This window comes from Mesorhizobium sp. PL10 (assembly GCF_053714315.1).
In genome coordinates this window covers 87337-113469 of record NZ_JBSKBR010000008.1, presented here as the reverse complement: position 1 = coordinate 113469, position 26133 = coordinate 87337, and the positions used below count along the sequence as shown (strand labels likewise).

29 protein-coding genes and 1 pseudogene are annotated in these 26133 nt (G+C 63.8%); 12 read left to right on the top strand and 18 right to left on the bottom strand.

The window, feature by feature from the left end; all coding sequences use genetic code 11:
* Positions 1-22: 22 nt before the first annotated feature.
* Positions 23-1057: an aspartate-semialdehyde dehydrogenase gene (locus ACWGTO_RS15130; protein ID WP_454575624.1), complete on the top strand. Its 1035-nt coding sequence runs from the start codon at positions 23-25 to the stop codon at positions 1055-1057.
* Positions 1058-1258: 201 nt separating this feature from the next.
* On the opposite strand, the gene ACWGTO_RS15125 is transcribed toward ACWGTO_RS15130, so the two are convergent.
* Positions 1259-1666 carry an ACT domain-containing protein gene (locus ACWGTO_RS15125; RefSeq protein ID WP_454575623.1) on the bottom strand — a complete coding sequence of 136 codons (408 nt, stop codon included), beginning with the start codon at positions 1664-1666 and terminating at the stop codon, positions 1259-1261.
* Positions 1667-1833: 167 nt separating this feature from the next.
* Between ACWGTO_RS15125 and ACWGTO_RS15120 the strand changes: the two are divergent.
* The 4 genes and pseudogenes from ACWGTO_RS15120 (at position 1834) to ACWGTO_RS15105 (ending at position 4236) form a co-directional block, all read left to right on the top strand.
* Positions 1834-2738: pseudogene (locus tag ACWGTO_RS15120) on the top strand (bestrophin family protein).
* A 128-nt stretch (positions 2739-2866) separates the two neighbouring features.
* On the top strand, positions 2867-3274 hold the full coding sequence (locus ACWGTO_RS15115; protein WP_454575622.1) for a DoxX family protein: 408 nt from the start codon (positions 2867-2869) through the stop codon (positions 3272-3274).
* A gap of 17 nt (positions 3275-3291) precedes the next feature.
* On the top strand, positions 3292-3819 hold the full coding sequence (locus ACWGTO_RS15110) for an SRPBCC family protein (protein WP_454575621.1): 528 nt from the start codon (positions 3292-3294) through the stop codon (positions 3817-3819).
* Between the two features lie 153 nt (positions 3820-3972).
* Positions 3973-4236 carry a YMGG-like glycine zipper-containing protein gene (locus ACWGTO_RS15105; RefSeq protein WP_454575620.1) on the top strand — a complete coding sequence of 88 codons (264 nt, stop codon included), beginning with the start codon at positions 3973-3975 and terminating at the stop codon, positions 4234-4236.
* Between the two features lie 84 nt (positions 4237-4320).
* Here ACWGTO_RS15105 and ACWGTO_RS15100 read toward each other — a convergent pair whose 3' ends face one another.
* The 8 genes from ACWGTO_RS15100 to ACWGTO_RS15065 all read right to left on the bottom strand — a co-directional run bounded on the left by ACWGTO_RS15100 (position 4321) and on the right by ACWGTO_RS15065 (position 12153).
* Complete coding sequence (locus ACWGTO_RS15100; protein WP_454575619.1) at positions 4321-5166, bottom strand: acyl-CoA thioester hydrolase/BAAT C-terminal domain-containing protein; 846 nt, start codon at positions 5164-5166, stop codon at positions 4321-4323.
* Positions 5167-5253: 87 nt separating this feature from the next.
* Positions 5254-5655, bottom strand: coding sequence for a 30S ribosomal protein S16 (gene rpsP, locus ACWGTO_RS15095; protein ID WP_454575618.1), 402 nt, complete (start codon positions 5653-5655; stop codon positions 5254-5256).
* Between the two features lie 49 nt (positions 5656-5704).
* Positions 5705-6031, bottom strand: a complete 327-nt coding sequence (locus ACWGTO_RS15090; RefSeq protein WP_454575617.1) for a chorismate mutase — start codon at positions 6029-6031, stop codon at positions 5705-5707.
* Positions 6032-6038: 7 nt separating this feature from the next.
* Positions 6039-7646: a signal recognition particle protein gene (ffh, locus tag ACWGTO_RS15085; protein WP_454575616.1), complete on the bottom strand. Its 1608-nt coding sequence runs from the start codon at positions 7644-7646 to the stop codon at positions 6039-6041.
* Between the two features lie 312 nt (positions 7647-7958).
* Positions 7959-8912, bottom strand: a complete 954-nt coding sequence (locus ACWGTO_RS15080; RefSeq protein WP_454575615.1) for a CPBP family intramembrane glutamic endopeptidase — start codon at positions 8910-8912, stop codon at positions 7959-7961.
* Positions 8913-9053: 141 nt separating this feature from the next.
* Entirely contained in the window at positions 9054-9653 is a 600-nt protein-coding gene (locus ACWGTO_RS15075; RefSeq protein ID WP_454575614.1) for a DUF1236 domain-containing protein, read from the bottom strand.
* Between the two features lie 63 nt (positions 9654-9716).
* Positions 9717-10814, bottom strand: a complete 1098-nt coding sequence (locus ACWGTO_RS15070) for a zinc-binding metallopeptidase family protein (RefSeq protein ID WP_454575613.1) — start codon at positions 10812-10814, stop codon at positions 9717-9719.
* Positions 10815-10905: 91 nt separating this feature from the next.
* Positions 10906-12153 (bottom strand): flavin monoamine oxidase family protein, encoded by a 1248-nt coding sequence (locus ACWGTO_RS15065; RefSeq protein WP_454575612.1) that lies wholly within the window; start codon positions 12151-12153, stop codon positions 10906-10908.
* A 140-nt stretch (positions 12154-12293) separates the two neighbouring features.
* Between ACWGTO_RS15065 and ACWGTO_RS15060 the strand changes: the two genes are divergently transcribed.
* Entirely contained in the window at positions 12294-13091 is a 798-nt protein-coding gene (locus ACWGTO_RS15060; protein ID WP_454575611.1) for a lytic murein transglycosylase, read from the top strand.
* Between the two features lie 274 nt (positions 13092-13365).
* On the opposite strand, the gene ACWGTO_RS15055 is transcribed toward ACWGTO_RS15060, so the two are convergent.
* A complete protein-coding gene (locus tag ACWGTO_RS15055; RefSeq protein WP_454575610.1) occupies positions 13366-14586 on the bottom strand; it encodes an argininosuccinate synthase in 1221 nt (406 codons plus the stop codon).
* A gap of 171 nt (positions 14587-14757) precedes the next feature.
* On the opposite strand from ACWGTO_RS15055, the gene ACWGTO_RS15050 reads away from it, so the two are divergent.
* Entirely contained in the window at positions 14758-15399 is a 642-nt protein-coding gene (locus tag ACWGTO_RS15050; RefSeq protein ID WP_454575609.1) for a LysE family translocator, read from the top strand.
* Here ACWGTO_RS15050 and ACWGTO_RS15045 read toward each other — a convergent pair.
* The 5 genes from ACWGTO_RS15045 to ACWGTO_RS15025 all read right to left on the bottom strand — a co-directional run bounded on the left by ACWGTO_RS15045 (position 15371) and on the right by ACWGTO_RS15025 (position 18802).
* Positions 15371-15844, bottom strand: a complete 474-nt coding sequence (locus ACWGTO_RS15045) for a hypothetical protein (protein WP_454575608.1) — start codon at positions 15842-15844, stop codon at positions 15371-15373. The two genes, ACWGTO_RS15050 and ACWGTO_RS15045, sit on opposite strands and share 29 nt — an antisense overlap.
* The gene (rlmN, locus tag ACWGTO_RS15040; protein ID WP_454575607.1) at positions 15841-17076 is read right to left on the bottom strand and encodes a 23S rRNA (adenine(2503)-C(2))-methyltransferase RlmN; all 1236 of its coding nucleotides are present in this window, start codon (positions 17074-17076) and stop codon (positions 15841-15843) included. The genes ACWGTO_RS15045 and rlmN overlap by 4 nt, the downstream gene beginning before the upstream one ends.
* 119 nt (positions 17077-17195) lie before the next feature.
* Complete coding sequence (locus tag ACWGTO_RS15035) at positions 17196-17699, bottom strand: invasion associated locus B family protein (protein ID WP_454575606.1); 504 nt, start codon at positions 17697-17699, stop codon at positions 17196-17198.
* A 312-nt stretch (positions 17700-18011) separates the two neighbouring features.
* Complete coding sequence (locus tag ACWGTO_RS15030) at positions 18012-18374, bottom strand: YkvA family protein (RefSeq protein ID WP_454575605.1); 363 nt, start codon at positions 18372-18374, stop codon at positions 18012-18014.
* Positions 18375-18505: 131 nt separating this feature from the next.
* Positions 18506-18802 carry a 4a-hydroxytetrahydrobiopterin dehydratase gene (locus ACWGTO_RS15025; RefSeq protein ID WP_454575604.1) on the bottom strand — a complete coding sequence of 99 codons (297 nt, stop codon included), beginning with the start codon at positions 18800-18802 and terminating at the stop codon, positions 18506-18508.
* Between the two features lie 103 nt (positions 18803-18905).
* Here ACWGTO_RS15025 and ACWGTO_RS15020 point away from each other — a divergent pair, with 103 nt between their 5' ends.
* The gene (locus tag ACWGTO_RS15020) at positions 18906-19418 is read left to right on the top strand and encodes a low molecular weight protein-tyrosine-phosphatase (RefSeq protein ID WP_454575603.1); all 513 of its coding nucleotides are present in this window, start codon (positions 18906-18908) and stop codon (positions 19416-19418) included.
* On the opposite strand, the gene thpR is transcribed toward ACWGTO_RS15020, so the two are convergent.
* Both thpR and ACWGTO_RS15010 read right to left on the bottom strand, forming a co-directional pair.
* The gene (thpR, locus tag ACWGTO_RS15015) at positions 19322-19918 is read right to left on the bottom strand and encodes an RNA 2',3'-cyclic phosphodiesterase (protein ID WP_454575602.1); all 597 of its coding nucleotides are present in this window, start codon (positions 19916-19918) and stop codon (positions 19322-19324) included. The two genes, ACWGTO_RS15020 and thpR, sit on opposite strands and share 97 nt — an antisense overlap.
* A gap of 136 nt (positions 19919-20054) precedes the next feature.
* Positions 20055-20699, bottom strand: a complete 645-nt coding sequence (locus ACWGTO_RS15010; protein ID WP_454575601.1) for an arylesterase — start codon at positions 20697-20699, stop codon at positions 20055-20057.
* Between the two features lie 85 nt (positions 20700-20784).
* On the opposite strand from ACWGTO_RS15010, the gene ACWGTO_RS15005 reads away from it, so the two are divergent.
* The 4 genes from ACWGTO_RS15005 (at position 20785) to ACWGTO_RS14990 (ending at position 25710) form a co-directional block, all read left to right on the top strand.
* Entirely contained in the window at positions 20785-21486 is a 702-nt protein-coding gene (locus tag ACWGTO_RS15005; protein ID WP_454575600.1) for an ABC transporter ATP-binding protein, read from the top strand.
* Complete coding sequence (locus tag ACWGTO_RS15000) at positions 21486-24035, top strand: ABC transporter permease (protein ID WP_454575599.1); 2550 nt, start codon at positions 21486-21488, stop codon at positions 24033-24035. The genes ACWGTO_RS15005 and ACWGTO_RS15000 overlap by 1 nt, the downstream gene beginning before the upstream one ends.
* 239 nt (positions 24036-24274) lie before the next feature.
* Positions 24275-25015, top strand: coding sequence for a Bax inhibitor-1/YccA family protein (locus ACWGTO_RS14995; protein WP_112560076.1), 741 nt, complete (start codon positions 24275-24277; stop codon positions 25013-25015).
* Between the two features lie 119 nt (positions 25016-25134).
* Positions 25135-25710, top strand: a complete 576-nt coding sequence (locus tag ACWGTO_RS14990) for an N-acetyltransferase family protein (RefSeq protein WP_454575598.1) — start codon at positions 25135-25137, stop codon at positions 25708-25710.
* Here ACWGTO_RS14990 and ACWGTO_RS14985 read toward each other — a convergent pair.
* Positions 25707-26093: a DUF2794 domain-containing protein gene (locus tag ACWGTO_RS14985; RefSeq protein WP_454575597.1), complete on the bottom strand. Its 387-nt coding sequence runs from the start codon at positions 26091-26093 to the stop codon at positions 25707-25709. The genes ACWGTO_RS14990 and ACWGTO_RS14985 overlap by 4 nt on opposite strands.
* Positions 26094-26133: the final 40 nt, after the last annotated feature.

Below are 26133 nucleotides of genomic sequence, written 5' to 3'. Positions count from 1 at the left end.
CGGAGAGGGACAGGAGATTTTTATGAGTTTCAAGGTTGCGGTAGTCGGCGCCACGGGCAATGTGGGCCGCGAAATGCTCAACATACTGGAAGAGCGCGGCTTTCCGGTAAGCGAAGTGGTGGCATTGGCCTCGCGGCGCAGCCAGGGCACCGAAGTGTCGTTCGGCGACAAGACGCTGAAGGTCAAGTCGCTCGACCAGTATGATTTTTCCGACACCGACATCTGCATCATGTCGGCCGGCGGCAATGTCTCCAAGGAGTGGTCGCCGAAGATCGGCAAGCAGGGCTGCGTGGTCATCGATAATTCGTCGGCCTTCCGCTACGACCAGGACGTGCCGCTGATCGTGCCGGAAGTGAACCCGGACGCGATCTCGCTGTTTACGCGCAAGAACATCATCGCCAACCCGAACTGCTCGACGGCGCAGCTGGTGGTGGCGCTGAAGCCGCTGCACGATGTCGCTACCATCAAGCGCGTCGTCGTCGCCACCTACCAGTCGGTGTCCGGCGCCGGCAAGGAAGGCATGGACGAGCTGTTCACACAGACCCGCGCGGTCTTCGTCGCCGACCAGGTCGACGTCAAGAAGTTCACCAAGCGCATCGCCTTCAACGTCATTCCGCATATCGACGTCTTCCTCGATGACGGCTTCACCAAGGAAGAGTGGAAGATGGTCGCCGAGACCAAGAAGATGCTCGACCCCAGGATCAAGCTGACGGCGACCTGCGTGCGCGTGCCGGTGTTCATCGGCCATTCGGAAGCCGTCAACATCGAGTTCGAAAAGCCGATCACCGCCGACGAGGCGCGCGATATCCTGCGCGAAGCACCCGGTTGCCAGGTCTTGGACAAGCGCGAGGATGGCGGTTACATCACGCCGCTCGAATCGGCCGGCGAAGACGCTACCTTCATTTCGCGCATCCGCGAGGATTCGACCATCGACAACGGCCTGTCGATGTGGATCGTGTCGGACAATCTGCGCAAGGGCGCGGCGCTCAATGCGGTGCAGATCGCCGAGCTGCTGGTCGAGCGCGGCCTGATCCAGCCGAAGAAGAAGGCGGCCTGACGGCTTTTTTGTTTTCGCTCACGGGCCGCACCACCGCTTGCGCGGCTGGCCCTCCGCGGGGGCGCCGGACGACCGGCGGCCCGCAGTCGCGGGCTCGGCCGTTGGCCGGGGCACTTCTTCCTTCTCCCCGTTCAACGGGGAGAAGGTGCCCGAAGGGCGGATGAGGGGCAGCGCTGGCCTCGGTGCCCCGAGCCTGACAGCTCAGCCGGCACTGTCCCTGGCCAATTGGCGCAGCAGTTCAAGCGCTTCCTCGGCCCGGTCGGCGGGCACAAACAGATGATCGTGATAAAAAGCCGAGACCGGATTGACGCCCATGCCGGCCGTGGCCAGCCGCGTCGTGATGGCGGCGAGGAAGCCGACGGCTTCCAGCGACGAATGGATGTTCAGCGTGATCATGCGGCAGCGGAACGAAGCAGTCAGGCCGGCTGCCCTGGCCGCCTCCTCGGCTACAATCAGCGTCGTGCCCTCGCGCTCGTGAAAGACCATCACCGGATCGAGGCCTTCCGGCCTGGTGGCGCCGGGTGCCAGCGTGGCGAAGACGCGCACGCCCGGCACAAGCTCCGGCGTCATCGTCGCCAGCAGTTTTTTCAGATCTGTCTCGCCGGTCATTCCTGTCCTCGCTGAGGTTAAGCGGGCGGCTCGCAGCTCTTCAATATACGCGACTGCCGATAGAAGGCACGGGCACGACATGGCGATGTCGCTGGCGGCTGAGCTTGACGGGCCGTTGCCTCGCACAATCGAGGGGGACCAGCCCCGGTCTTCGAAAGGCTCTGCCCATGATCGTTCGCCCGCGCCCGACATTCTTGCAGTTGTTCTTCGTCATGCGCGGCTCGGTGGTGCCACGCATCCTGCCGCAAATCCTCGGCTTCGCGCTTTATTCTGCAATCATCTTGGCGGTGGCGCGCCATTTCGATCTCGATCTCGGCGTCTTCAACATCACGCCTTTCGGGCTGGTCGGCGTGACCCTGTCGATCTACCTGTCGTTTCGCAACAACGCCGCCTACGACCGCTGGTGGGAGGCGCGCAAGCTGTGGGGCGCGCTGGTCTTCGAAATCCGCAACCTGGCGCGCGTTACCACCGGCCTGGTTGCTGAACCGGCCGAACAGCGCGCTTTGTTGATGGAGGCGCTCGCTTCTGCCACTTCCTGCGCGGGCAGTTGCGCAAGACCGACAGCATCAAGGACGCCCGCGGCTTCATCGATGCCGAAGCCGATACGGCAGGCCAGTCCGCCAATCCGGCGGATGAGATGGTCCGGCGCATGGGCCGCCGCGCCAATGCCCAGCGCCGTGCGGGCGAGGTCGATCCGATCGGCTTTCGCATCCTCGATGAAAGATTGGCGTCTATCACCGCCATCCAGGCCGGCTGCGAGCGAATCGCCGGCACGCCTTTACCCTTTGCCTATACGCTTTTGGTGCATCGCACCGCTTATATCGTTTGCCTGCTGCTGCCGATCGGACTGGTCTCGACCACGGGCTGGGCGACGCCGCTGTTCACGGCGCTGATCGCCTACACCTTCTTCGGCCTCGACGCGCTTTCGGAAGAGCTCGAGGATCCGTTCGGCACCGAAGCCAACGATCTGGCGCTCGATAGTCTCTGCCGTGTCTGCGAAATCTCGGTGTTCGAGGCGCTGGGCGAAACGCCGCCGAAAATGCTGCCGGCGGAGAAGTTCTATTTTTCGTAGGAACCGCGACGCAGATCGCGCCAAGCCGAAAAGAATCCCGACCCTGTAGGATCGTAGCCTTGCCGGGCGTCCTTGGTTCAACCCCTGGCGAGAACGCCAGGCTTGAAACTAACCTGAAGGGAACACCTATGACCATGGCTCAAACCACGCCCTCCGCGGGCGCCTTGTGGACCGGCCGCGTGCTCAGCGGTCTCATCATCCTGTTCATGATCTTCGACGCTGTCATCAAGCTGCCGCCGCTCGATGTCGTGACCCAGACCATGGTGCCGCTCGGCTGGCCGGCCGACGTCAACGTCGCGCGCATGCTCGGCATTATCGGGCTTGTGTCGACCGCGCTCTACGCGCTGCCCCGCACCTCGGTGCTCGGCGCCATCCTGCTCACCGGCTATCTCGGCGGCGCCATCGCCACCCATATGCGCGTCGGCAGCCCGTTGTTCTCGCACACGCTGTTCGGCGTCTATCTCGGCATCATCCTGTGGGGCGGCCTGTATCTGCGCGACCCAAGAGTGCGCGCTTTGATCCCGTTCAGCCGCTAAACTCGAAGGATAACAACATGTTCAGCACCATCCTCATCCTCCTGGTCGTCATCATCGCCGCCGTCCTCGTCTATGCCGCGACACTGCCGAATGATTTCGTCACCTCTCGCACGGCCAGCATCAAGGCTCCGCCGGAAGCGATCTTTCCGCTTATCAACGATTTCAAGCGCTGGCCCCAATGGTCGCCCTACGAAAAGCTCGACCCGCAGATGAAGCGCACGCTGTCCGGCACTGATGCCGGCAAGGGCGCGGCCTATGCCTGGGAAGGCAATGCCAAGGCCGGCAAGGGGCGCATGGAGATCGTCAATTCCGTGCCGTCGTCGCTGGTGTCGCTCAAGCTCGACTTCGAGAAGCCGTTCCGTGCCAACAACAGCGTCGACTTCACCCTGAAGCCAGCCAGTGACACCACCATTGTTACCTGGGCGATGCGCGGCAGCCGGCCCTTCATTGCCAAGCTGATGGGCCTGTTCATGAATTTCGACACGCTGATCGGCAAGGATTTCGAGGCGGGCCTCAACAATCTGAAGAAGGCAACCGAGCGGTAAAAACGTCTGGAATTTCAATAGGCTCTGCGCCGATCGATACGAACTTGACCGACCCAGACACCGTGATCTCCCACGGCTTCGGGATCAAATTAGCCGTCTGAGAGTTAAAACCATGGCGGCGAGGACGGCGATCCGCGTGAGAGAGGAACGACGATGAAAAAAGCGATTATCATTCTGGTGCTGGCGACCGCGCTCGGCGCGTGCTCGCAAACCGAAAAGGGTGCCGCAGTCGGCGGCCTCGGCGGCGCGGCGGTTGGCGCGGCGGTGGCAAATGATCCGGTTAAGGGTGCCGTCGTCGGCGGCGCCGTTGGCGCCGTCGCTGGCGCCCTGATCGGCCATGCCAGCGAGAGCGGCCAGTGCCGTTATCGCGACCGTTATGGGCGCACCTACATCGACAGCTGCCCGGAAGGTTATTGAACGCACCTGATCCAACATCGAAACCGGCGGCTACGGACCGCCGGTTTCGCATTGCCCGAGACAACTGGACCGTGGCGGCTTGCGCTATAGCGATGCCAGAATATGTTCCCAAGCCAAGCGGCCCAAGCGTCTATCGGCGTCGTCGTTGCCGCCATGGGCATGCAGCCCCGAGCGTGGGGTGGTTTCACCCGGCAAGAGGATGCGGTGGCCCGCGTCCGGCGCCGAGATGAGGTGCGCGGTCTTGCCGGCATCCTTTCGCTTGCGAACGATCGATTGCGCAAAGTCGAGAGACGGCCACAGCGCGTCGTCGCCGCCAGCAACCAGGACGATTTCTGCCGAAATTGCCTCGACGGGAATGGCGGACTTGCCCGCTGCATCCTTGAAGGTTTGCAAGGCGCGTTGGAAAAGCTCCCGGTACGACACCAGACCGCCGACATACTTCGCGCTCCAGTCAGGAGCGCTCGGGACAAACGGCAAAGGAACCCCCTTGAGTGTCCATGACGATCGCTCCGGCCAGCTAATGCCGTCGCGGCCCGGTCCGATATTGCCCCAGACGACCGATGTCGGGCTGATCGCAACCACGGCGTCGATGCGCGGATCATGAGCCGCCGCAAGCAGCGATGCCTCGGCGCCTTTCGACGTCCCGATATAGACGATGCGCCGGCAGCCCAGCCCGACAAGATAATCGGTCGCCGCGAAAAACGTCTCAAGCGGGATCTCGCAAATGCCGGGCACCTGGCCATCGCCGCCGAACCACTGGAGCGCGAGTGCCGATGCACCCTCATTGGCAAACAACCGGGCACGGGCGACGTCGACACGGCCGCTCGATCCGCTCAACACCACGACACCCGTCGTGGCGCCGGCGCACCGCAACAGCGTTCCGGCAACCTCGCCGGACAGGGTTTCTTGCGTGATCGCCCGCTCAGCCATCCTCATCCGCCAGCCTGCCGCTATGCAGCAGAATAGCAAAACGGCGGGCACAGGCCCGCCGTTTTGTCGATGCGATAAAGCGAACGCTTATTCGGCGGTGGCGGCTTCCGCCTCGGCCGGGGCGGCGGCAGCGGCGGCAACGGCTGCAGCTGCATCGTCCTGTGCCTTCTTCAGCAGAGCGGCGCGTTCCTGCGCCTTCTTGCCCGGCTCGGCCTTCTTCGGGTTGGAGCGGGCCTCGCGCTTGAGCAGGCCGGCCTCGTCAAGGAAGCGCAGCACGCGGTCGGTCGGCTGGGCGCCGTGCGACAGCCAGTGCTTGACGCGGTCGGCGTCGACCTTGACGCGCTCGCCGTCCTTCGGCAGCAGCGGGTTCCACGAGCCGATCGACTCGATGAACCGGCCGTCGCGCGGCGAACGGGCGTCGGCGATGACGACGTGGTAGTAAGGACGCTTCTTCGAGCCCGCACGGGCCAGTCTGATCTTCAGTGCCATTTCATTTCTCCTAAAAGCTCTGATTTCGATGGTAGGGTGTGGCTAGTTGTTAGCCGGCTTTGCTTGCGCCGTTGGACGCGGCGATCTGCTCGTGATGGCGGATCACTTCGCGGACGACGAAGTTGAGGAATTTTTCCGCGAAATCGGGGTCGAGATGGGCATCCTTCGCCAACTGGCGAAGGCGAGTGATCTGCTGCTGCTCGCGTGCCGGGTCGGCCGGCGGCAAGCCATGCTCGGCCTTCAAGACGCCGACCGCCTTGGTGCAGCGGAAGCGCTCGGCCAGCATGTGGATGAGGGCGGCGTCGATATTGTCGATCGAGGCGCGGTAGCCGGCCAGGATGGTACGTGCGTCGGCCATGTCCTTTTCTTCGTTCATAGCGTCCTCACTTCTTCTTGCCCAAACCGGGCAGTCCGCCGCCGCCGCCCAGACCGGGAAGCCCCGGAAGTTTCATGCCGCCAGGCAGCCCGGGCAGGCCACCGCCGCCGGGGAGCCCGCCGGGCAGCCCCTTCATGCCGCCGAGACCGGCGGCTTGCGCCTGCTTCTGCAAGGCTTCGAGCTGTTTGGGATCCATCTTTGACAGGTCCGGCATGCCGCCGCCCATGCCACCCATTCCGCCCGGCATCATGCCGCCGAGGCCCATTTTCGAGGCAAGGCCGCCCATCATGCCGCGCATGAGGCCGCCGCCTTTGCCCTTCCCGCCCATCGCCTTCATCATGTCGGCCATGCCGCGATGCATCTTCAAGAGCTTGTTGATTTCGGCCGCGTCGGTGCCGGAGCCGGCGGCAATGCGCTTCTTGCGCGAATGCTTCAAAATATCGGGATTGGCGCGCTCGGCCTTGGTCATCGACGAGATGATGGCGAGCTGGCGGCCGAACATCTTGTCGTCGAGGCCGGCGGCGGCCATCTGGTCCTTCATTTTGCCCATGCCGGGCATCATGCCCATGATCCCGCCCATGCCGCCCATTTTCGACATCTGCTGAAGCTGCCCGGCAAGGTCGTTCAGGTCGAACTTCCCCGACTGCATCTTCCTGGCCATCGCGGCCGCCTGCTCGGCGTCGATGTTCTCGGCGGCCTTTTCGACGAGGCTGACGATGTCGCCCATGCCGAGGATGCGGTCGGCGATGCGCTTGGGGTGGAATTCCTCCAGCCCATCCATTTTTTCGCCGGTGCCGATCAGCTTGATCGGCTTGCCGGTGACGGCGCGCATCGAAAGGGCGGCGCCCCCGCGGCCGTCGCCGTCCATGCGGGTCAGCACAAGGCCGGTGATGCCGACGCGTTCGTCGAAGCTTTTGGCCAGGTTGACGGCGTCCTGGCCGGTCAGCGAATCCGCGACCAGCAGGATCTCGTGCGGGCTCGACACCTTCTTGATGTCGGCCATCTCGACCATCAACGGCTCGTCGATATGGGTGCGGCCGGCCGTGTCGAGGATGACGACATCGTGGCCGCCGAGCTTGGCCGCCTGCACGGCGCGCCTGGCGATGTCGACCGGGTTCTGGCCTGATATGACAGGCAGCGTCGCCACCTTGACCTGCTCGCCGAGCTGGCGGAGCTGCTCTTGTGCTGCGGGCCGCCGCGTGTCGAGCGAGGCCATCAGGACTTTCTTGTTCTGGCGCTCGGTCAGCCGCTTGGCGATCTTGGCCGAGGTCGTGGTCTTGCCGGAGCCCTGCAGGCCGACCATCATGATGACGACCGGGGCGGGCGCGTTGAGGTCGATGGCGACGCCTTCGGCGCCGAGCATGTCGACCAGCTCGTCATGGACGATCTTGACGACCATCTGTCCGGGCTTGATCGCCTTCAGTACGGCGGCGCCGACGGCCTTCTCGCGCACCTTGTCGGTGAAGGACCGCACCACTTCCAGCGCCACGTCGGCCTCGAGCAGCGCACGCCGCACCTCGCGCAACGCCGCCGAGACATCCGCCTCCGACAGCGCGCCGCGGCCGGTCAGGCCGTTCAGGATGGAGCCAAGGCGCTCTTGCAGCGATTCAAACATCTAGCGTCCTTCAATCTCGGTTCGGGTTCGATCCGAGAGGTAATGCGTTCGCGCCAAGTGTCCAAACAAAAGAGCTTGTCCAAACCAAAGCCCGATCAAGCGCAAAGCCAAAAAGCACCCGGGGGCGCTCAGCGCTGCCGGGTGTTGGCCTCCAGGATCTGTTTACAGCACCCACCTCAAAGAGGCTTTGGCGTCCTGGTCGGCTTGCTCGGAGGGATACTCGTCGCGGAATTCGGGGGCTGTAGACAGGAAATCGGCCGAAGAGTCAAGATAGGGCCGGCTTGCCCGTCTGTGCGCCGATCCTGGCTCAGTTCACCCTGGCTGCATCCCGAAGTCCGACGTGACCTTCAGCGGCGAGCGTGGGTGCAGGAGCAGCACGATCGTCAGCAAGGTGCAGACGATGCCGATGGCGGCGATGATGACCGCATCCGTCGTCGTCCAGTCGGGGCCTTCCAGCGGCTTGGCGTTGAACAGGGCGAAGGAATTGTAGTTCTCCTGGTGCGAGATCAGCAGGAAGCCGGTGAGATTGTTGCCGAGATGGGCGCCGAAGGCGGCGCCGAGATTGCCGGTGACATAGACCACAAGCGTCAACAGCAGAGCGAAGGCGGCGATCGAGGCCAGCACGCAGGCGTTGATGGCGGGGCTCGAAGCTGGGCTCCAATGCAGGGAGGTAAACAGCAAGGCGGGCAACAGCGCCCAGACGTACGGGCTGTCGAAGCGCTTGGCCAGGCCGCGCGGCAGATAGCCGCGAAACAGTATCTCCTCCGACGAGGTCTGCAGCAGGGTCAGCGCCACGATCGGGACCAGGAACAGCAGCCAGGTCGACAGGCTGATCGTGCCGCGCACAATCTCGGGCTGCAGGCAATAGAGCAGGACTTCGGAAAGCGCCGATGTGACCAGCACCGCGATCAGCCCCTTGAGGAAGCCCGGCCAGGAGACGCGGCGGCTGGCGCCGAAAAGCGCCGTCAGCGGCTCGCCATGGACGAAACGCATGGCAAGCCACAAGCCGAGCCAGATGCCGGCGAACGAGGTTAGCGCGGTGAGTATGCCGATCGGCGAAGCCAGAAAACCCTGTAGCGGGCCGCGCGGATCGCCCGGCAAGATACGCCAGATGATGGCGAGATAGGTGCCGCCAAGCACCACAACCAGGGTGACCGCCACCCAGAACAGGACAACAATGGCCGTTCCGATCACCAGGCGCGGCAGGTTCGTCTTTTCGGTCGCGGTGTTGCGATAGCGCTCGAAGGCGGTTGGATCTGATATCACGCGAATTCCTCTGCCGAACGCATCGGGTCGCATGATCTAGGGGATCGGCGCGCTGCGCGCAATTGCCGCTGTTCCACAAGCGCTTGTGCCGCCCTCAGCCAGGCAGGAGGGCGGCACGAAGTTCTCATTCCAGGCAAAAAATCAGCGCACGACGTACATGATACGCCGTGTCTGCGGGTCGACCAGCGCCTGCTGGCCGTTCACATAGACATAGCGGTAGCGGTAGTCGGGGATTTCGCGCAGCTCGACGGTGTCGGGCAAGGTCGCGCCGGTCACCACCTCGCCGTCGAGATAGACGGGGTCGAGCCGATGCGTGCTGACATAGGTGCCGACTTCAGCCGGCGGCCTGTCGATGGCGTCGATCGGGCCATCATCGGAAAGGATCGCGCCGGTATACGTGTCGGGATAATCATCCTGCGGCGGTGTAACGACGGTGATGGCGGCGTCGGCGGGGCGGCGCGTCAGCACGACCCGGTTGCCGCCGAAATCGGCCGTCACATAGTCGGAATAGACCCAGCCCTGGCCACCGGCTTCGGCGATGGTGCACCATTTGCTGTTTTCGATGCAGCCATTGAGCGTCGCCGACTGGCCGGCGGCAAGCACGCCGATCACCGGATATTGCGGGCCGGGGCCGGCGCGCACGTTAAGATCGGTGACGGCCGAGACGGCAGTATCGGCAAGTGCCGCACCCGACATGGCGACAAGCGCCCCGGCGACAGCCGGAAACAGTATGCGTCTCATGGTTTCTCTCCGTTTTCATGGTCCCTCGCGACCCCAAACGAAAACAGAGCGCATGCGTTCCGGCTAAAATGCCCCTACCGGCTCACGATTTGTTCCGGTTTCTTTCGGCAAACCGGTCAAAAGCTCATGCACGAAGGCGAGTTTCTGCGCCGTCACGTCCGAAATGACGAAAGGATAGAGGTCGGGCAGGCCCATGCAGCGGTTGATCGAGTTGGAGGCTTCCGACAGCACCAGCCAGCGGGCGAGGATCTTTTCGAACGGCTCGGGCACAGCATCGGGTTCCGCGGGTGCGGCCTGCAGGCGGCCGCCGGTGTCGCTCTGCGGCAGCACATTGGTCTCCATCGTTTCCAGCTGGCCGAGCGGAAAATTCAACGCGTGCACCATCTCCAGCGTGTCGGTGATGTGCAGATGGTGCGCCCAGGTCTCGGCCCAGTCCTCCCACGGGTGCGACGTCGCATAGGCCGAAATGTGGCTCTGTTGCCAGTCGGGCGCCGCGCCATTGGCGTAGTAGGTCTGCAGCGCACGCTCGTAATCGACGCGTTCGTCCCCGAACAGCGCGCGAAAGGCGTCGAGCCTCTGCGGGTCGTCGCGGATCAGCCTGTCCCAGTAATAGTGGCCGAGCTCATGGCGGAAATGGCCGAGCAGCGTGCGGTAGTTCTCGCCCATCTCGACGCGCCTCCGCTCGCGCTCGGCCGAATCCGCCTCGGCGACGTTAAGCGTGATCAGGCCGTTGTCGTGGCCGGTCAGAATGCGCTCGCCGCCGGGGCCACCGCCGATCGGGTCGGCCAGGAAGTCGAAGGCGAGCCCGATCTCGTCGCCGGGATTCTGCTTGGGCGCCACCGGCAGGCCGACGGCAAGCAGGGAATAGATGGCGCGCTTCTTGGCTGCCTCGACGCGGATCCAGCGACGACGGTTGCCGTCGACGGAGAGATCCGGGATCAGCTTGTTCAGCACGCAGGCGCGGCAGAAGGGCTGGCCCGGCTCGGCCATCCAGTTGCAGGCGCATTCATCGGCGTTGGTGCAGTGGAAGATGCCGTCGATATCAGACAGGGCGAAGCGTGCATGCTCGGGATCGTAAAGCACGAGGTTCGAGCAATTCAGGCACTGCGCGTTCTCGAAGTAGAGACGGTGGCCGCAATGCGGGCAGTCGAACAGTTTCATCTCGGCCTCAATTCGTCACGGCAGGATATATGGTATGCGCGGCGCGCTGCCCAAAACGCCAGTGATCGGCGGGCGTTCCGCCGTCCCGGCGCTATTTCACTGCCAGCCGGGCGGCGACCTGGCGCGCCACGTTCTCGCCCGACAGGCGCGCGCCGCCGCAGGTCTGGATCAGCGGCCCGGCCAGGTGCTCGCCGGCGAAGAAGATCTTTTCCGCCACCGGCTGCATCAGCGTAGCGCGGGCCCGGGAGCGTCCGGGGCGGGCCGCCGCATAAGCGCCGCGCACGAAGCGCTCTTCGCCCCACTTGGTCATCATGGCGCGCGCCACATGCTTTCTGGTGTCGCTGCCGAAAATGCCGCACAGCCGGTCGATGACGAAGTCGACGCCGGCCGCCTCGCCGGCCGCCGACATCTCCCAGGCAAAGTCGCCGCCGACGAAACCGACCATCAAATCGAGGTCGAAGGGAAAGCACAGGAAATAGATGTCGTGCCGGGCCATGCGTTCGATCAACAGGTCGTCGAAGGGTTCGAGGCCCAGCCTGGTGCCGCGGATCTCCACCGGCAGTTTGGTCAGCATGCCCATCGGCAGGTCGAAAAAGGCGCCGAAATGCGTGTCGGGAAGCGCCGGCGAAAACTCGATCTCCTCGAAGGCGAGAACCGCCGGCGAGGCGGTGACGATCACCGCCTTGGCGCGCACGGTGCCGCGATCGGTGACGCAGGCGACGCCCGGAACATCCCACAGGATCTTGCGCACCGGCGTCGACAGTTCAACCGGCAGGTCTTCGCCGAAGCGGGCGACCAGCGCGCCGAAGCCTTCCTTGCTGAAATAGTTCGGGTCGAGGTCGGCTGCGGCCTGGAAATCACGGATCGAGATCTCGTCCTCGTCGGCGCCGAAATCCATCGGTCCGGCGAAAGTGGCGGCGGCGCGCGGCGCCTGGCCCTTGGCCAGCAGCGTCGACAGCCGGTCGTCGTCGCCCTCGTCCACCTGATGGGTGGCCAGCAGTTCGAACAGCCGCGCATCGGCGGCTTTCATCTCGGCCTCCTCCTGCTCGCTCGCCTTGCGCTGGCGGTAGTAGAGGTGGTCGACATTCATGTCGTGATGATGCAGCGTCCAGCCGGCGGCTTGCGCCTCGGGAAAATAGGGATTGCGGTCGGCGGCATGCAGCCAGGCGCAGCCAATGTCGAACGGGATGCCGAAATGCTGGTCGCTGGTCCAAGCGCGGCCGCCGATGCGGCCCATGGCTTCGAGCAGCCTGAAGGAAAGGCCCGCGGCACGAATGGTCCTGGCGGCAGCCAAGCCCGCCGAACCGGCGCCGATGATAACGACATCAACGTCTTCCATGGTTTCCCCGCCACAATAAGCACTTGATCGTAGGCAAATTCCGCTGCATTGGCCAGCGTAGCGCCTGGGTACGGTGACAATGGCGCGTTTCACTGGCAAGTTCACAACCGGGACGTGATTCAGGCAATCAGGAGAGAAACATGGCATTGTTTGCCAAGGGAAAGATTTTTGCTGCCACGGTGGGGGCGATGCTTGCGCTGGCGACGGGCGCGCAGGCGGCGGCCAGTTGCGGCAAGACCGGCGCCGGTTTCGAGGCGTGGAAGCCGGAGTTCGCGGCAGAGGCCAAGTCCGAAGGTGTTGGCCCCAAGGGCCTGGCCGCTCTGGCCGGCGCCAGCTACGCGACAAAGACGATCTCCGTCGACCGCGCGATCCACAAGGCGTTCAGCGGCTCGGTGGACGCTTTCATGAAGCGCCGTGGCGGGGCGTCGATCATTTCCAGGGGCCGTTCGCTGAAGAAGCAGAACGCCGCCATGTTCGAGAGGATCGAGAGCAATTACGGCGTGTCGCCGGGCGTGCTGCTCGCCATCTGGGGCATGGAGACCGGCTTCGGGTCCGCCATGGGCAACCAGAACACCGTCTCTGCCATTTTGACGCTTGCCTATGATTGCCGCCGTCCGGGGTTCTTCTACCCGCATGCCATTGCGGCGCTTAAGCTGGTCGATCGCGGCGCGCTGAGCGCATCGTCGGTCGGGGCCGCGCATGGCGAGATCGGCCACACGCAGTTCCTGCCGGGCAATGTCCTGAAGTATGGCGTCGGCAACGCAAATCTGCGCGACAAGGCGACGGCTCTGGCTTCCACCGCCAACTTCCTCAAGGGCCATGGCTGGCGAGCGGGTGCCAGTGCGAGCTCGAATATGGGCGCAATTGCCGGCTGGAATTCGGCCAGCGTCTACCAGCAGGCCATCGCCCAGATCGCCGACGCGATCGACGGCAACTGACAGAAATCTCTATTCGATGGGGAGGTCCGGCCATGCGCCGGGCTTTCTTGTGGATGCTTGCGGAGATTAGCGAGGCCGAGGTGACGGTTGATCTCCCCCCTTGCGGGGGAGATGTCCGGCAGGACAGAGGGGGGTGCTGCCCCTCCAGCCTATCCAGCAAACTGTCCATCCAACCTTGGCCGAACCCGCGCAGCAAATCGCGAGATGCTGGCGATCCTTCACACCCCCTCTGCCCTGCCGGGCATCTCCCCCGCAAGGGGGGAGATTGGCGGCCTCAACGCCGGTTCCTCGCCGCCAGCGTGCGCAGCCTGAGCGCATTGAGGCGGATGAAGCCTGCGGCATCCTTCTGGTCGTAGGCGCCGCGGTCGTCCTCGAAGGTGACCAGCGCGTCGGAATAGAGCGTCTTCTTCGACTTGCGGCCGGTGACCATGACGTTGCCCTTGTAGAGCTTCAGCCGCACCGTACCTTCGACGTCTTCCTGACTCTTGTCGATCATCGCCTGCAGCATCAGCCGCTCGGGCGAGAACCAGAAGCCGTTGTAGATCAACTCGGCATAGCGGGGCATGAACTCGTCCTTGAGGTGGCCGGCACCGCGGTCGAGCGTTATCGATTCGATGGCGCGGTGGGCCACGATCAGGATCGTGCCGCCGGGCGTTTCGTAGACGCCGCGCGACTTCATGCCGACGAAGCGGTTCTCGACCAGATCGAGCCGGCCGATGCCATTGTCGCGGCCGAGATCGTTGAGCGCCGTCAGCATCGCGGCCGGCGACAGTTTCTTGCCGTTGAGCGCGATCGGGTCGCCCTTGAGGAACTCGATCTCGATCTCGGTGACCTTGTCCGGCGCGTCCATCGGCGAGACCGTGCGCTGGTGGACGAATTCCGGTGGCTCGCTCCACGGGTCTTCCAGCACCTTACCCTCGGAGGACGAGTGCAGGAGGTTGGCGTCGACCGAGAACGGAGCCTCGCCGCGCTTGTCCTTCGCCACCGGGATCTGGTGCTGCTCGGCGAAGTTGATCAGGTCGGTGCGCGACTTGAACGACCAGTCGCGCCAGGGCGCGATGACCTTGATGTCGGGGTTCAGCGCATAGGCCGAAAGCTCGAAACGGACCTGGTCGTTGCCCTTGCCGGTGGCACCATGCGCAATCGCGTCGGCCCCGGTCTCCCTGGCGATCTCGACCAGATGCTTGGAGATCAGCGGCCTGGCGATCGAGGTACCGAGCAGGTAGGTGCCTTCATAGACGGCGTTGGCGCGAAACATCGGGAAGACGAAGTCGGAGACGAATTCCTCGCGCACGTCGACGACGCGGATATCCTTGATGCCCATCATCTCGGCCTTCTTGCGCGCCGGCTCCAGTTCGCCGCCCTGGCCGAGATCGGCGGTGAAGGTGACGACTTCTGCGCCGAGTTCGGTCTGCAGCCATTTCAGGATGATGGAGGTGTCGAGGCCGCCGGAATAGGCGAGCACGACCTTCTTGACGTCTTTGGTCTTCGACATTGTTGGCGGTTCCGCGACAAGGGTTCTTCGCGGGCGAGGTATCACGGGCTTTCCGGCCAGCGCAAGGGACGAACGCTGATCGCTGGACCAGATGATGCACCCGTCAGCGGCTGGAAGGGCTCCGACGCCTGCGCTATAGGGCTGCGCATCCTTTCGCGCGCAGGGGCGACCATGTCCTTCATTCCCGACACCACGACGCTGATCCAGTTCGCCATCGCCACCATGATCCTGGCGATCACGCCCGGTCCGGACATGACCCTTTTCGTCTCGCGCACGCTGAGCCAGGGGCGCTCCGCCGGCTTTGCCTCGCTGGCCGGAGCGCTGTGCGGTACGCTGATCCACACAACTTTGGTGGCTGTCGGCATCTCGGCGCTGATCGTCGCCTCGCCAATGGCCTTCCTCGTGCTGAAGATTTTTGGTGCAGCCTATCTCGTCTTCCTGGCCTGGCAGGCGCTCACGAAGGGCTCGGCATTTTCGCCCGAGAGGAAGAGCGGGCCGCAGATTTCGCTGTTCCGCAGCTGGGCCGCCGGGCTCGGCGTCAATCTGCTCAACCCGAAGATCATCCTGTTCTTCATGACGTTTCTGCCGCAGTTCGTCTCGGCGCATGATCCGAACGCGCCGGGACAATTGTTCTTCCTTGGCGTCATGTTCATCGTGCTGTCGATCCCGGTGACGGCGCCGATGGTGTTTGCCGCGGAAAAGTTCTCGGCAGCGATGAAGGCCAGCCCGCGGGTGACGCGGGTGGTCGACTATCTCTTTGCCGGGGTGTTTTCGGCCTTCGCGCTCAAGATTCTGACCGCTCAGGCGAAGTAGGCACCTGCCACCAGCTTCCGGCCCAGCGGCCGGCGCTTAACCAGTAGAAGATGCCGCCGACCATGCCGCAACCGATCACGGCGGCGATGGCGCGCGGCTCGGTGACGTCGAAATTGATATCGGCATTCTGGTGGACGAAGCCGAGAAAGGCAGCGGCCACGATGCCGCCCGCAAGCGCATAGAACAGCCAGTCGCGGCGGCTGAGTATCTCCGAGATCAGGATGACGATGGCTGCCGGCATGAAGGCGAAATAGGCGACGAACAGCGCCACGAAGGGGATCGAGAAATACAGCGAAGCGGTTGCGGTCGGGTGGGCATGTTCCGGCGCGTACCCGAGCGAGGCCAGGAACAGGACGTTGAGAAAGGCGCTCGCCGCCAGCGAGGCGACGATATAGCCGAACAGGATGACGGCGAAGCGGACGAGGTATGCGATGAGGCGACTCACGCCTCGCCGTGCCCCGCGATCATCATGGCTTCCAGCGCCAGCCGGTCGACCTTGCGCATGCGTTCGGAGTCCGACTTGAGCTGGCCGCAGGCGGCCAGGATGTCGCGGCCGCGCGGGGTGCGGATTGGCGAGGCGTAGCCGGCATTGTTGATGTAGTCGGCAAACTTCTCGATCGTCTCCCAGTCCGAGCACTGGTAGTTAGTGCCCGGCCATGGGTTGAACGGGATGAGATTGATCTTGGCCGGAATGCCCTTGAGCAGCTTGATCAGACCCTTGGCGTCTTCGATGGAATCGTTGACGTCCTTCAGCATCACATATTCGAAGGTGATGCGCTTGGCGTTGGACAGGCCCGGATAGGCGCGGCAGGCGGCAATCAGTTCCTTCAACGGATACTTCTTGTTGATCGGCACAAGCAGGTCGCGCAGATCGTCATTGGTGGCGTGCAGCGAGATCGCCAGCATGACGCCGATTTCCTCGCCGGTGCGCAGGATTTCGGGCACGACGCCGGAGGTCGACAGCGTGATGCGGCGCTTGGACAGCGACAGGCCGTCGCCGTCGGAGGCGATCAGCAGCGCCTTCTTCACCGCCTCGAAATTGTACAGCGGCTCGCCCATGCCCATCATGACGATGTTGGAGACCTTGCGGCCCTCGGCCGGCACGATGGCGCCGTCGGGCGTGTCGCGGTCGGGGAAATCGCCGAGCCGGTCGCGGGCGGTGAGCAACTGGGCAAGGATCTCTTCCGCAGTCAGATTGCGGACCAGTTTCTGCGTGCCGGTGTGGCAGAAGGAGCAAGTCAGCGTGCAGCCAACCTGCGAGGAGATGCACAGCGTGCCGCGGCCCTCCTCGGGGATGTAGACGGTCTCGATCTCGACGGGACGGCCGGCGCCGCGCGGTGGAAAGCGGAACAGCCACTTGCGCGTGCCGTCGGAGGAAACCTGTTCCTCGACGATCTCGGGCCGGGCGACGGTGAAATGCTTGTCGAGTTCGGCGCGCAGATCCTTGGAGATGTTGAACATGCCGGCAAAGTCGGAGACGCCGCGCACATACATCCAGTGCCACAGCTGCTGGGCGCGCATTTTCGCCTGGCGCTCGGGCACGATACCGGCACCGACAAGGGCTTCTGCGAGCTCTGCGCGGGTCAGGCCGATCAGCGACGGCTTTTCAGCCGATGCAGCGCGGGCGCGCAACGCATCGCGTGCGCCCTCAGTGGTGAGATCGAAGGAAAGGGTCATATCAGCGCCAATATAAGCGAATTGCGGCCGATTTCATCCATCGTGCCGAAAAGAAGCGCGCCGCATAGCACAGGTTGCGGTGAGAGTCATGCGGAGCGTTGTACGCGCCGCTGCCCCGCCTAATTACACTTGGCGATCGACGACAGCGCGGCCGAAATGCCTTTCAGCGAAAACACATAGGTTGTCGTGTTGCCGCGGCCCGACTTTGCCGACACCTTCATGTCGGTGCCGGTCTTCATGGCGGCGATCAGCACCGGCTCTTCGGCGGCGTTCTCCACCCAGGCCGACTTGCCGCGGGTGAACATCGAGAACGACTTCTTGTCGATGGTGACGGTGGCCTTCGAGCCTTCCTGGAAGGTGTAGCCGGCGATGAATTGCGGTTCGTAGGACACTTGCTGGCCCGGCCGCTGGCTGACGAAGAAGAACATGTCGCCATGGTCGAGCGTCGGCGGCTGCTTGTCGGTCGGCACGGTCAAGACGTAGCACACCTTGCCGCCCTGCGCCTGATAGCTGTAGGTGCCCCAGGCGTTGTGCTGGCCGATCTTGGTCGCCTGCTGCGCCAGCGCCGGCGCTGCAAAGGCCACCAGGACCAGGCTCGAGACTAGTGCAATCAATCCGCGCATCGTTTTTCCCGTATTCCAAATGGTGCGGGGGCAGGCCGGCTTGGCGTCCTGCCCGTCGCTTCATTTTGATTTAATCTGGGTTACCAAACGGTGAATTTCCTTCCGGAAAAGGACGTCCACCCGAGGAAACCGCCGCCATTTCCGCGCCGCTTCTTGAAAAACGGCTTTCGCAATGTCCCTTCGGCGACTTGGAGGCCACGAAAGCGGCAAGAGTTTGACTTTTTCAACGGCCGCAGCGGCCGAAGCCGAGCCGCTATTGTCCTGTTTGAGCGCCGGATTTCTTGTGAACCAGTTGCCAATAGGAGGGCCAATTCAGCCCTTGTCGGCAATCGCCTCCCTGGCAGCCTTGCGGTGGGCAGGGGTGATATAGGCGCTGACGGTGGTGATCGCGGCCGTCAGAACGGCGATGTCGTCAGTGAAGCCGAGGCCGAAGACGAAATCCGGAATGACGTCGACCGGCAGCACGAAATAGCCGAGCGCTGCCAGCAATATGCCCTTGGCGCGCAAAGGCGTCTTCTTGTCGAGGGCGCAGTAATAGGCGGCGACTACCTCTTCCATGAACGGAATCTGCCGGGCTGCCTTCTTGGCCGTGCGCCAGAATTTGGCGCGCACTTCGCTCTCATCGCCCAGCTTGCTGCCGAAGCCGAAGAAATCAAAACCCGGTTGCTGCGCCATCAATGTCTCCTCTGCGGGCCGTCACGCACCATGTTGCGCGCGGCTGCCAGCAGAAAATGTGGTGAAAGTGCCGGTCCGCTACAAGAGGATGACGCCGATTTGCCGGCACAGGCGCGTTGCACGCCGGACGGTCAGCCGCTGAAGTACCCATTCATCTTCTTGGCCAGCGCAATGTCCAGTGCGGTGACGCCGCCGGCATCGTGCGTGTTCAGCGTCACGTCGACCGTCTTGTAGACGTTCGACCAGTCGGGATGATGGTCCATCTTCTCGGCGGCCAGAGCGACGCGGGTCATGAAGGCGAAGGCTTCGGAAAAATTCTTGAAGACGAAGCTGCGTTTGATGGAAGCGCCGTCCGCCGCCAGCGACCAGCCGCCCAGTTCGGCCAGTGCAGCTGTAATGGCGTCCTTGCTGAGTTTTTCTCTATTCATCATGATTTCCCGTGCTATCCCGGATTTGACCCTGACCATAATGCAAGTCGTCCAAGCGTGCTTTGCGCTTTTGAGCTTCCAAATGCAAAAACGGCGCATACCGATGAGCATAAAGCCGATAAACTCCATACTCTTCGTTTGCCTCGGCAATATCTGCCGCTCGCCACTCGCGGAAGGCGTGTTTCGCGCCGTGCTCGCCGAGCGCGGCCGCGACATGCTGCTGGACTCGGCTGCGACCGGCGGCTGGAACCTCGGCGAGGCGCCCGACCCGCGCTCGATCGCAATTGCGGCCCGCCACGGCATAGACATTTCCGGGCAGCGGGCACGCAAAGTCAGGCCAGAGGATTTTGCCCGCTTCGACCTGATCCTCGGCATGGACCGGCAGAATGTCCGCGACCTGAAGGCGCTGGCGCCGGCTCACGCAAGCGAGCGCATCCATCTGCTGGCGGAGTTCGCGCAGGGACAGGCCCGCGACGTGCCGGATCCCTATTACGACGGGGCGGAAGCCTTCGCTTCGGTCTACCGCATGATCCGTGAAGCGTCGGAAGCGCTGGCAAAGCTGCTCGAAGAGCGCGCATCGGCGCCGGAGAGCGGCCAGGCTTCCTCGACGATGTAGGGTCCGCCGCCGACCGAATCGCGCGACGACATCAGCACGAAGCGGCCGACGCGGAACGGCAGCGTCGAGAAATTGCCGCGCGCCGACAAGTACTGCGCGACGTCCAGCGGGCTCGAATTGCGCAGACGCGCCAGCGTCACATGCGGCGTGAACTTGCGTGGGTCTGCCGGCAGGCCGAGCCGCTGGCAGATGCGGTCGATTTCGCCTTGCAGGGCCGAGAGATCGGGTGAGGCGAAAACGCCGGCCCAGACGGCATGCGGCTTTTTCTGGCCGAAAGCGCCGACCCCAGACAATGTCAGCGAGAAGGAGGGGCGGTGAACCCGGTCGAGCGCGTTGGCGATCTCGTCAGCGATATGGCCTTCGACATCGCCGATGAAGCGTAGCGTCATGTGGTAGTTTTCAACGTCGATCCAGCGCGCCCCCGGCAGCCCGCCCCTGAGCAGGGACAGAGAAAGAGCGGCGTCACGCGGTATTTCGAGGGCGGTGAAAAGACGCGGCATGGTGAGCCTCCCTTCCTCGAATCGAACTATGCCCTACCGAATCATCGATATTAAAGCGGGGCAAGTGGTTTGTTGGTCGCAGGCTTTCCCAAATGTTTCCCTAACGGAAGGCTGCGCCAGGAGTGAATATCCCGTTTCAGGCTCCGCCCTCGACGGCTGCAATCGCCTTCTCCACCGTGGGCAGGATGCGCTCGACCATGCGGTCCACGCCCTTGGCATTGGGGTGCAGGCGGTCCTCGAGCTGGAACCCGCTCTCGCCGGCGACGCCGTCGAGAAAGAACGGATAAAGCGGCACATCGTATTTCGCGGCCAGCTTCGGATAGATCGCATCGAAGGCGGTCTGGTAGTCGGCGCCGAGATTGGGCGCGGCGCGCATGCCGGCCAAAAGCACGGCGATCTTGCGCGCTTTGAGCTTCGCCAGCATCTCGTCCAGGTTCTTTTCGGCGATATTGGGCGAGACGCCGCGCAGCATGTCGTTGGCGCCAAGTTCGAGAATGACCAGCTTTGTGCCGTCTGGCACCGACCAGTCGAGCCGCGACAGGCCGCCGCTCGTCGTGTCGCCGGACACGCCGGCGTTGGCGACGCTCACGTCATGGCCCTTGGCGCGAAGGGCAGCCTGCAATTTGTCGGTAAAGCCTTCGCCGGGCCCGAGACCGAAACCCGCCATCAGGCTGTCGCCGAAGCCGACGATGGTGAATGTCTCGGCGCGTGCCGACGAAATGGCGCCGCAAAGGGTAAGGAAAAGGATGAGCCCTGCGGCAATCGAGTGTTTGAAAGACATGCGGCAGGCCCCATATGACCAAGAATTCTTCCGGCGACGGCTTCCGGCAGGCAGAGCCTTCATCCCCATATAGGACGCTTTAATTGTGACAGAAGCCGTCATCGAGCTGAAAGACATATCCCTGACCCTTGGCCATGGTGCGTCATCTGTCCATGTGCTGAAGGGCGTCAGCCTCGACGTGACGCGCGGCGAAGCGACCGGCATTGTCGGTCCCTCAGGGTCCGGCAAGTCGACCTTGCTGATGGTGCTGGCCGGGCTGGAGCGGGTCGATTCGGGCACGGTGCGCATCGCCGGCGAATCGCTGAACGGAAAAAGCGAGGACCAGATCGCATCGTTTCGAGGCCGAAACATTGGCATCGTTTTCCAGTCCTTCCACCTCATTCCCAACATGACGGCGCTTGAAAATGTCGCGGTGCCGCTGGAACTGGCCGGCCATGCCGATCCGTTCGGCGTCGCGGCGCGGGAGCTGGCGGCCGTCGGCTTGAGCGACCGTGTCACCCATTATCCCGGCGAACTCTCCGGCGGTGAACAGCAGCGCGTGGCGATCGCTCGCGCTCTGGCGCCGGCGCCGCGCATTCTCATTGCCGATGAGCCGACCGGCAATCTCGACCAGGCGACTGGGCGGCAGGTCGCCGACCTTCTGTTCGCCAAGGCGGCCGAGCGCGGCATGACGCTGGTGCTGGTCACCCACGATCCGGCTCTTGCGGCGCGCTGCTCGCGCCAGGTGTCGATGCGCTCGGGCCGCATCGAGGATGCGCCGGTCGCGCCGCTCAGGGTGCCGGCCTGATGCCGCTGTCCCAGACGCTGAAGCTGGCGTTCCGCTTTTCCCTGCGCGAGATGCGTGGCGGGCTGTCCGGATTTCTGATTTTTCTTGCTTGCATCGCGCTCGGCGTCGCGGCGATCGGTGGCGTCAATTCAGTGGCGCAGGCGATCACCGCCGGGGTCGCGGATCAGGGTCAGACGCTGCTCGGTGGCGATCTGCGTTTCCAGATCAACCAGCGCGACGCGACGCCGGCCGAAAACGCCTTCCTCGTCCGTCTCGGCACGGTATCGCACAGCGCCAATATGCGCTCGATGGCGCGGCTCGAGGACGGCTCCGACCAGGCGCTGGTCGAGGCCAAGGCGGTCGACGACGCCTATCCGCTCTATGGCAGGCTGGAGACCGAGCCGGCACTTTCGAGACGGGATTTGTTCGACGAAAAATCCGGCGTCTTTGGCGCAGTGGCACCCGACCTGTTGTTCGACCGGCTCAAGGTGAAGCTCGGCGATCGGCTGAAGGTCGGCAGTGCGACATTCGAACTGCGCGCCAGGCTGGCCAGCGAACCGGACGCGGTGTCGGACGGCTTCGGCTTCGCGCCGCGGCTGATGGCCTCGACGCAAGGCCTTGCCGCGTCCGGCCTGATCCAGCCGGGAAGCCTGGTCGAAAATGCCTACAAGGTGCGGCTGCCGGCCGGCGCCAGCGAGGCCGATCTCAAAAGCATCCAGGATCAGGCGGCGAGCGATTTCCCCGAAGCCGGCTGGTCGATCCGTACCCGTTCCAACGCCGCACCGGCGCTGTCCTCCAACATCGAGCGCTTCTCGCAATTCCTGACGCTGGTCGGGCTGACGGCGCTGGTGGTCGGCGGCGTCGGCGTCGCCAACGCCGTGCGCGCCTATCTCGACGGCAAGCGCGGCGTCATCGCCACCTTCAAGAGCCTCGGCGCCTCGGGCGGCTTCGTCTTCACCGTCTATCTCGTGCAGATCCTGATCATCGCAGGCCTCGGCATCGTGCTCGGCCTCATTCTCGGCGCCGCCATGCCGTTCGTGGCAAGTGCCGCACTGCAATCGGTCATTCCGGTGCCGGCGGAAGGTGGTTTCTATCCCGGCGCGCTGGCTATGGCGGCGCTGTTCGGACTGCTGGTGACGCTGGCTTTCGCGCTGCTGCCGCTCGGCCGCGCCCGAGACGTGCCGGCAACCGCCTTGTTTCGCGAAATGGGGTTTGAAGGCCGCGGCTTTCCGCGCCTGCCCTATCTGGCGGCGGCGGTCGGCATTGCGCTTGCCCTGGCCGCACTCGCTATCCTGTTTTCCGGCGACCAGCGCATCGCCTCGATCTTCGTTGGCGCCACGATCTTTGCCTTTCTGGTGCTGCGCCTCGTCGGCGCGCTGGTGCAATGGGTGGCGCGCAAAAGCCCGCGCGTGCGCTCGGTTGCGCTCAGGCTCGCCATCGGCAACATCCACCGGCCCGGCGCGCTGACGCCTTCCGTCGTGCTGTCGCTGGGGCTCGGGCTGACGCTTTTGGTAACGCTGGCGCTCATCGACGGGAATCTGCGGCAACAAATCTCCGGCAGCCTGCCGGAGCGGGCGCCGAACTTCTTCTTCCTCGACATCCAGAACAGCGACGTAGACGCTTTCTCCACTTTGGTCGGCAAGGAGGCGCCGAAGGGAACGCTGGTCAAGGTGCCGATGCTGCGCGGCCGGGTGATGGCGCTGAACGGCGTCGATGTCGACAAGGCCAATGTGCCGCCGGAAGGCGCCTGGGTGCTGCGCGGCGACCGCGGCCTGACCTATGACGCCAAACAGCCGTCCAACGCGACGCTGACCGAGGGCAGTTGGTGGCCGGACAACTATACCGGCGAGCCGCTGGTGTCGTTTTCCAACGATGAAGGCAAGGCGCTCGGGCTGAAACTCGGCGACACCGTCACCGTCAATGTGCTCGGACGCAATGTGACGGCAAGAATCACCAATTTCCGGGAGGTGCAATGGGAGACCATGGGCATCAATTTCGTCATGGTGTTCTCGCCCAACACATTTGCAGGCGCTCCGCATGGCTGGCTGGCGACGCTGACCAACAAGGATGCCACGACAGCAGATGATGCCCGCCTGCTCAACGCCGTCACCCGTGCCTTCCCGGCGGTGACGACGGTCCGGGTCAAGGACGCGCTCGATATCGTCAACCGGCTGGTCGGCCAGCTCGGCACGGCGATCCGGGTCGCGGCCGGTGTGGCTCTGATCGCCTCGGTTCTGGTGCTGGCCGGTGCGCTCGCCGCGGGAAATCGCGCCCGCATCCACGATGCTGTGGTGCTGAAGACGCTGGGCGCAACGCGGCGGACGCTGATCACGGCATTTTCGCTGGAGTACATGCTGATCGGGCTGGCCACCGCAGTGTTCGCGCTTGCCGCCGGCGGCATCGCGGCCTGGTACATCGTCACCCGAATCATGACGCTGCCGTCGCATTTCATGCCGGAGGTGGCGGTGGCGACCTTGGTGTTTGCGCTGGTGATCACCGTCGGCATGGGCCTTGCCGGCACCTGGCGGGTGCTCGGTCACAAGGCGGCGCCCGTGCTGCGCGACCTCTGAGTTTTGAGGTGGGAAATCCCGGCCGAATCCCGCTGGTCCGGTTAAATCTTGGTAATGTGCGAGGTGGAAGCCCAAGAAAACCGGCTTCCGGCGATTCACCAAGCGTTGCAGCCCGTTACGGTCTTGTTCTTGACGTCAAGAACCATCATATTTCGCCACAGGCATGCTGGAGCCCCGCCAGCGGCGCCCAGGTCCTAAGGACCTGACACCGTACGGGGCAGAAGCAACAGAGGATTCCAATGGCTGAGCCCATTCGCAATTACCAAACTTCGGCCGTGCCAGGCGCGCGCGCCGACATTGACCAGGGCCTGCGCAGCTACATGCTGAAGGTCTACAATCTGATGGGGCTTGGCCTCCTCATCACCGGCATCGCCGCCTGGGGCGCTTTCCAGCTCGCCGTCACCGGCGACGGACAGCTGACCGCTTTCGGCACGCTGATCTACGCCAGCGCCTTCCGCTGGGTGGTCATCCTGGCCCCGCTCGCCGCCGTCTTCTTCCTGTCGTTCAGGATCCAGTCGATGAGCGTGGCGGCGGCGCAGACGACCTTCTGGGTCTATTCGGGCCTTGTCGGCCTGTCGCTGTCGACCATTTTCCTGGTCTACACCGGCGCCTCTATCACCCAGACCTTCTTCGCCACGGCGGCTGCCTTCGGCGGGCTGTCGCTTTATGGCTACACGACCAAGCGCGACCTTTCGGCGTTCGGCTCGTTCCTGGTCATGGGCGTGGTCGGCCTGGTGATCGCCATGCTGATCAACATCTTCCTGCAGTCGTCGGCGCTCGGCTTCGCCATCTCGGCGATCGGCGTACTGATCTTCGCCGGCCTCACCGCCTATGATACGCAGACCATCAAGGAAATGTACTACGAAGGCGACCAGGCCGACGTTGCCGGCCGCAAGGCGATCATGGGCGCGTTGAGGCTCTATCTCGACTTCATCAACCTCTTTATGTTCCTGCTGCAGTTCATGGGCGACCGCCGCTAAGCGGGTTCCCATCCAGCACCTGGACTATCGAGTTGGCGAAGGGCGGCCCACCGGGCCGCCCTTTTCTTTTGTGCCGGCCTTTGCTGTTATGGCAGGCGGATGAATCGTTTGCACAAATTATGAGCATTGTTACCATGCGAGGGGCCCTGGAGGTCGACCTCGACCGAATCACCGAGATCTACGCCGATGCGGTGACGCATGGCACGGCGAGCTACGAGCTGGAGCCGCCCAGCCGCGCCGAGATGGGTGCGCGCTTCGACAGCCTGACGGGTGGCGGCTTTCCCTATCTGGTGGCGGAAAAGGATGGCGTGGTGCTGGGCTACGCCTATGCCGGCGCGTTCCGGCCGCGCCCGGCCTACCGATTCATCGTCGAGGATTCGGTCTATGTCGCGCCTGACGCCAAGGGGCAGGGCGTCGGGCTCATGCTGATGCAGGCGTTGATCGAGGCCTGCCGGGTCGCGGGTTTTCGCCAGATCATAGCTGTGATCGGCGACGGCCATGCCGACAGCGCCTCGGTGCGGTTGCATGAAAAGCTCGGCTTTCGTCATTCCGGCCGGCTGGAGGGCTCCGGCTACAAGCACGGACGCTGGCTGGACACGGTGTTCATGCAGCTGTCGCTGAATGGCGGCGCAACAGTCCCGCCCGATCCGGATTCGTTGCCGGAGCAGAAATTTCGCAACAAAATAATTAGTTAGCCTGGGACCAGCTTCAGCTTGCTGTCGAACACGCCGAGCACGCGGCCGAGTTCCTGGCCGCGCTTGAGGATGCGGCCGCCAGCGGCAATGACGGCGAAGGCGCCTTGCCGGCGCGCCAGTTTCGGATCCTTGACGATCTGGAACAGCGGCACTTCGCTGGCCCGACGGAAGACCGAAAAGACTGCGCGATCAGACAGATGATCGATGGCGTAGTCGCGCCATTCATTGGCCGCAACCATACGCCCGTAGAGTCTCAGGATCTCATCGAGTTCACGCCGGTCGAAACGAACCGGCTGGTCGAGGCGTTCACGTCGCGCCTCCTGCAGCGGGATCAGTATTGCGGATGCGTCCCCATCCTCCGTCCCACCGCTGCGATCGGTCATACCGCGATCCCTTAAAAAAATGAATCTCGCTTGCAGAAGT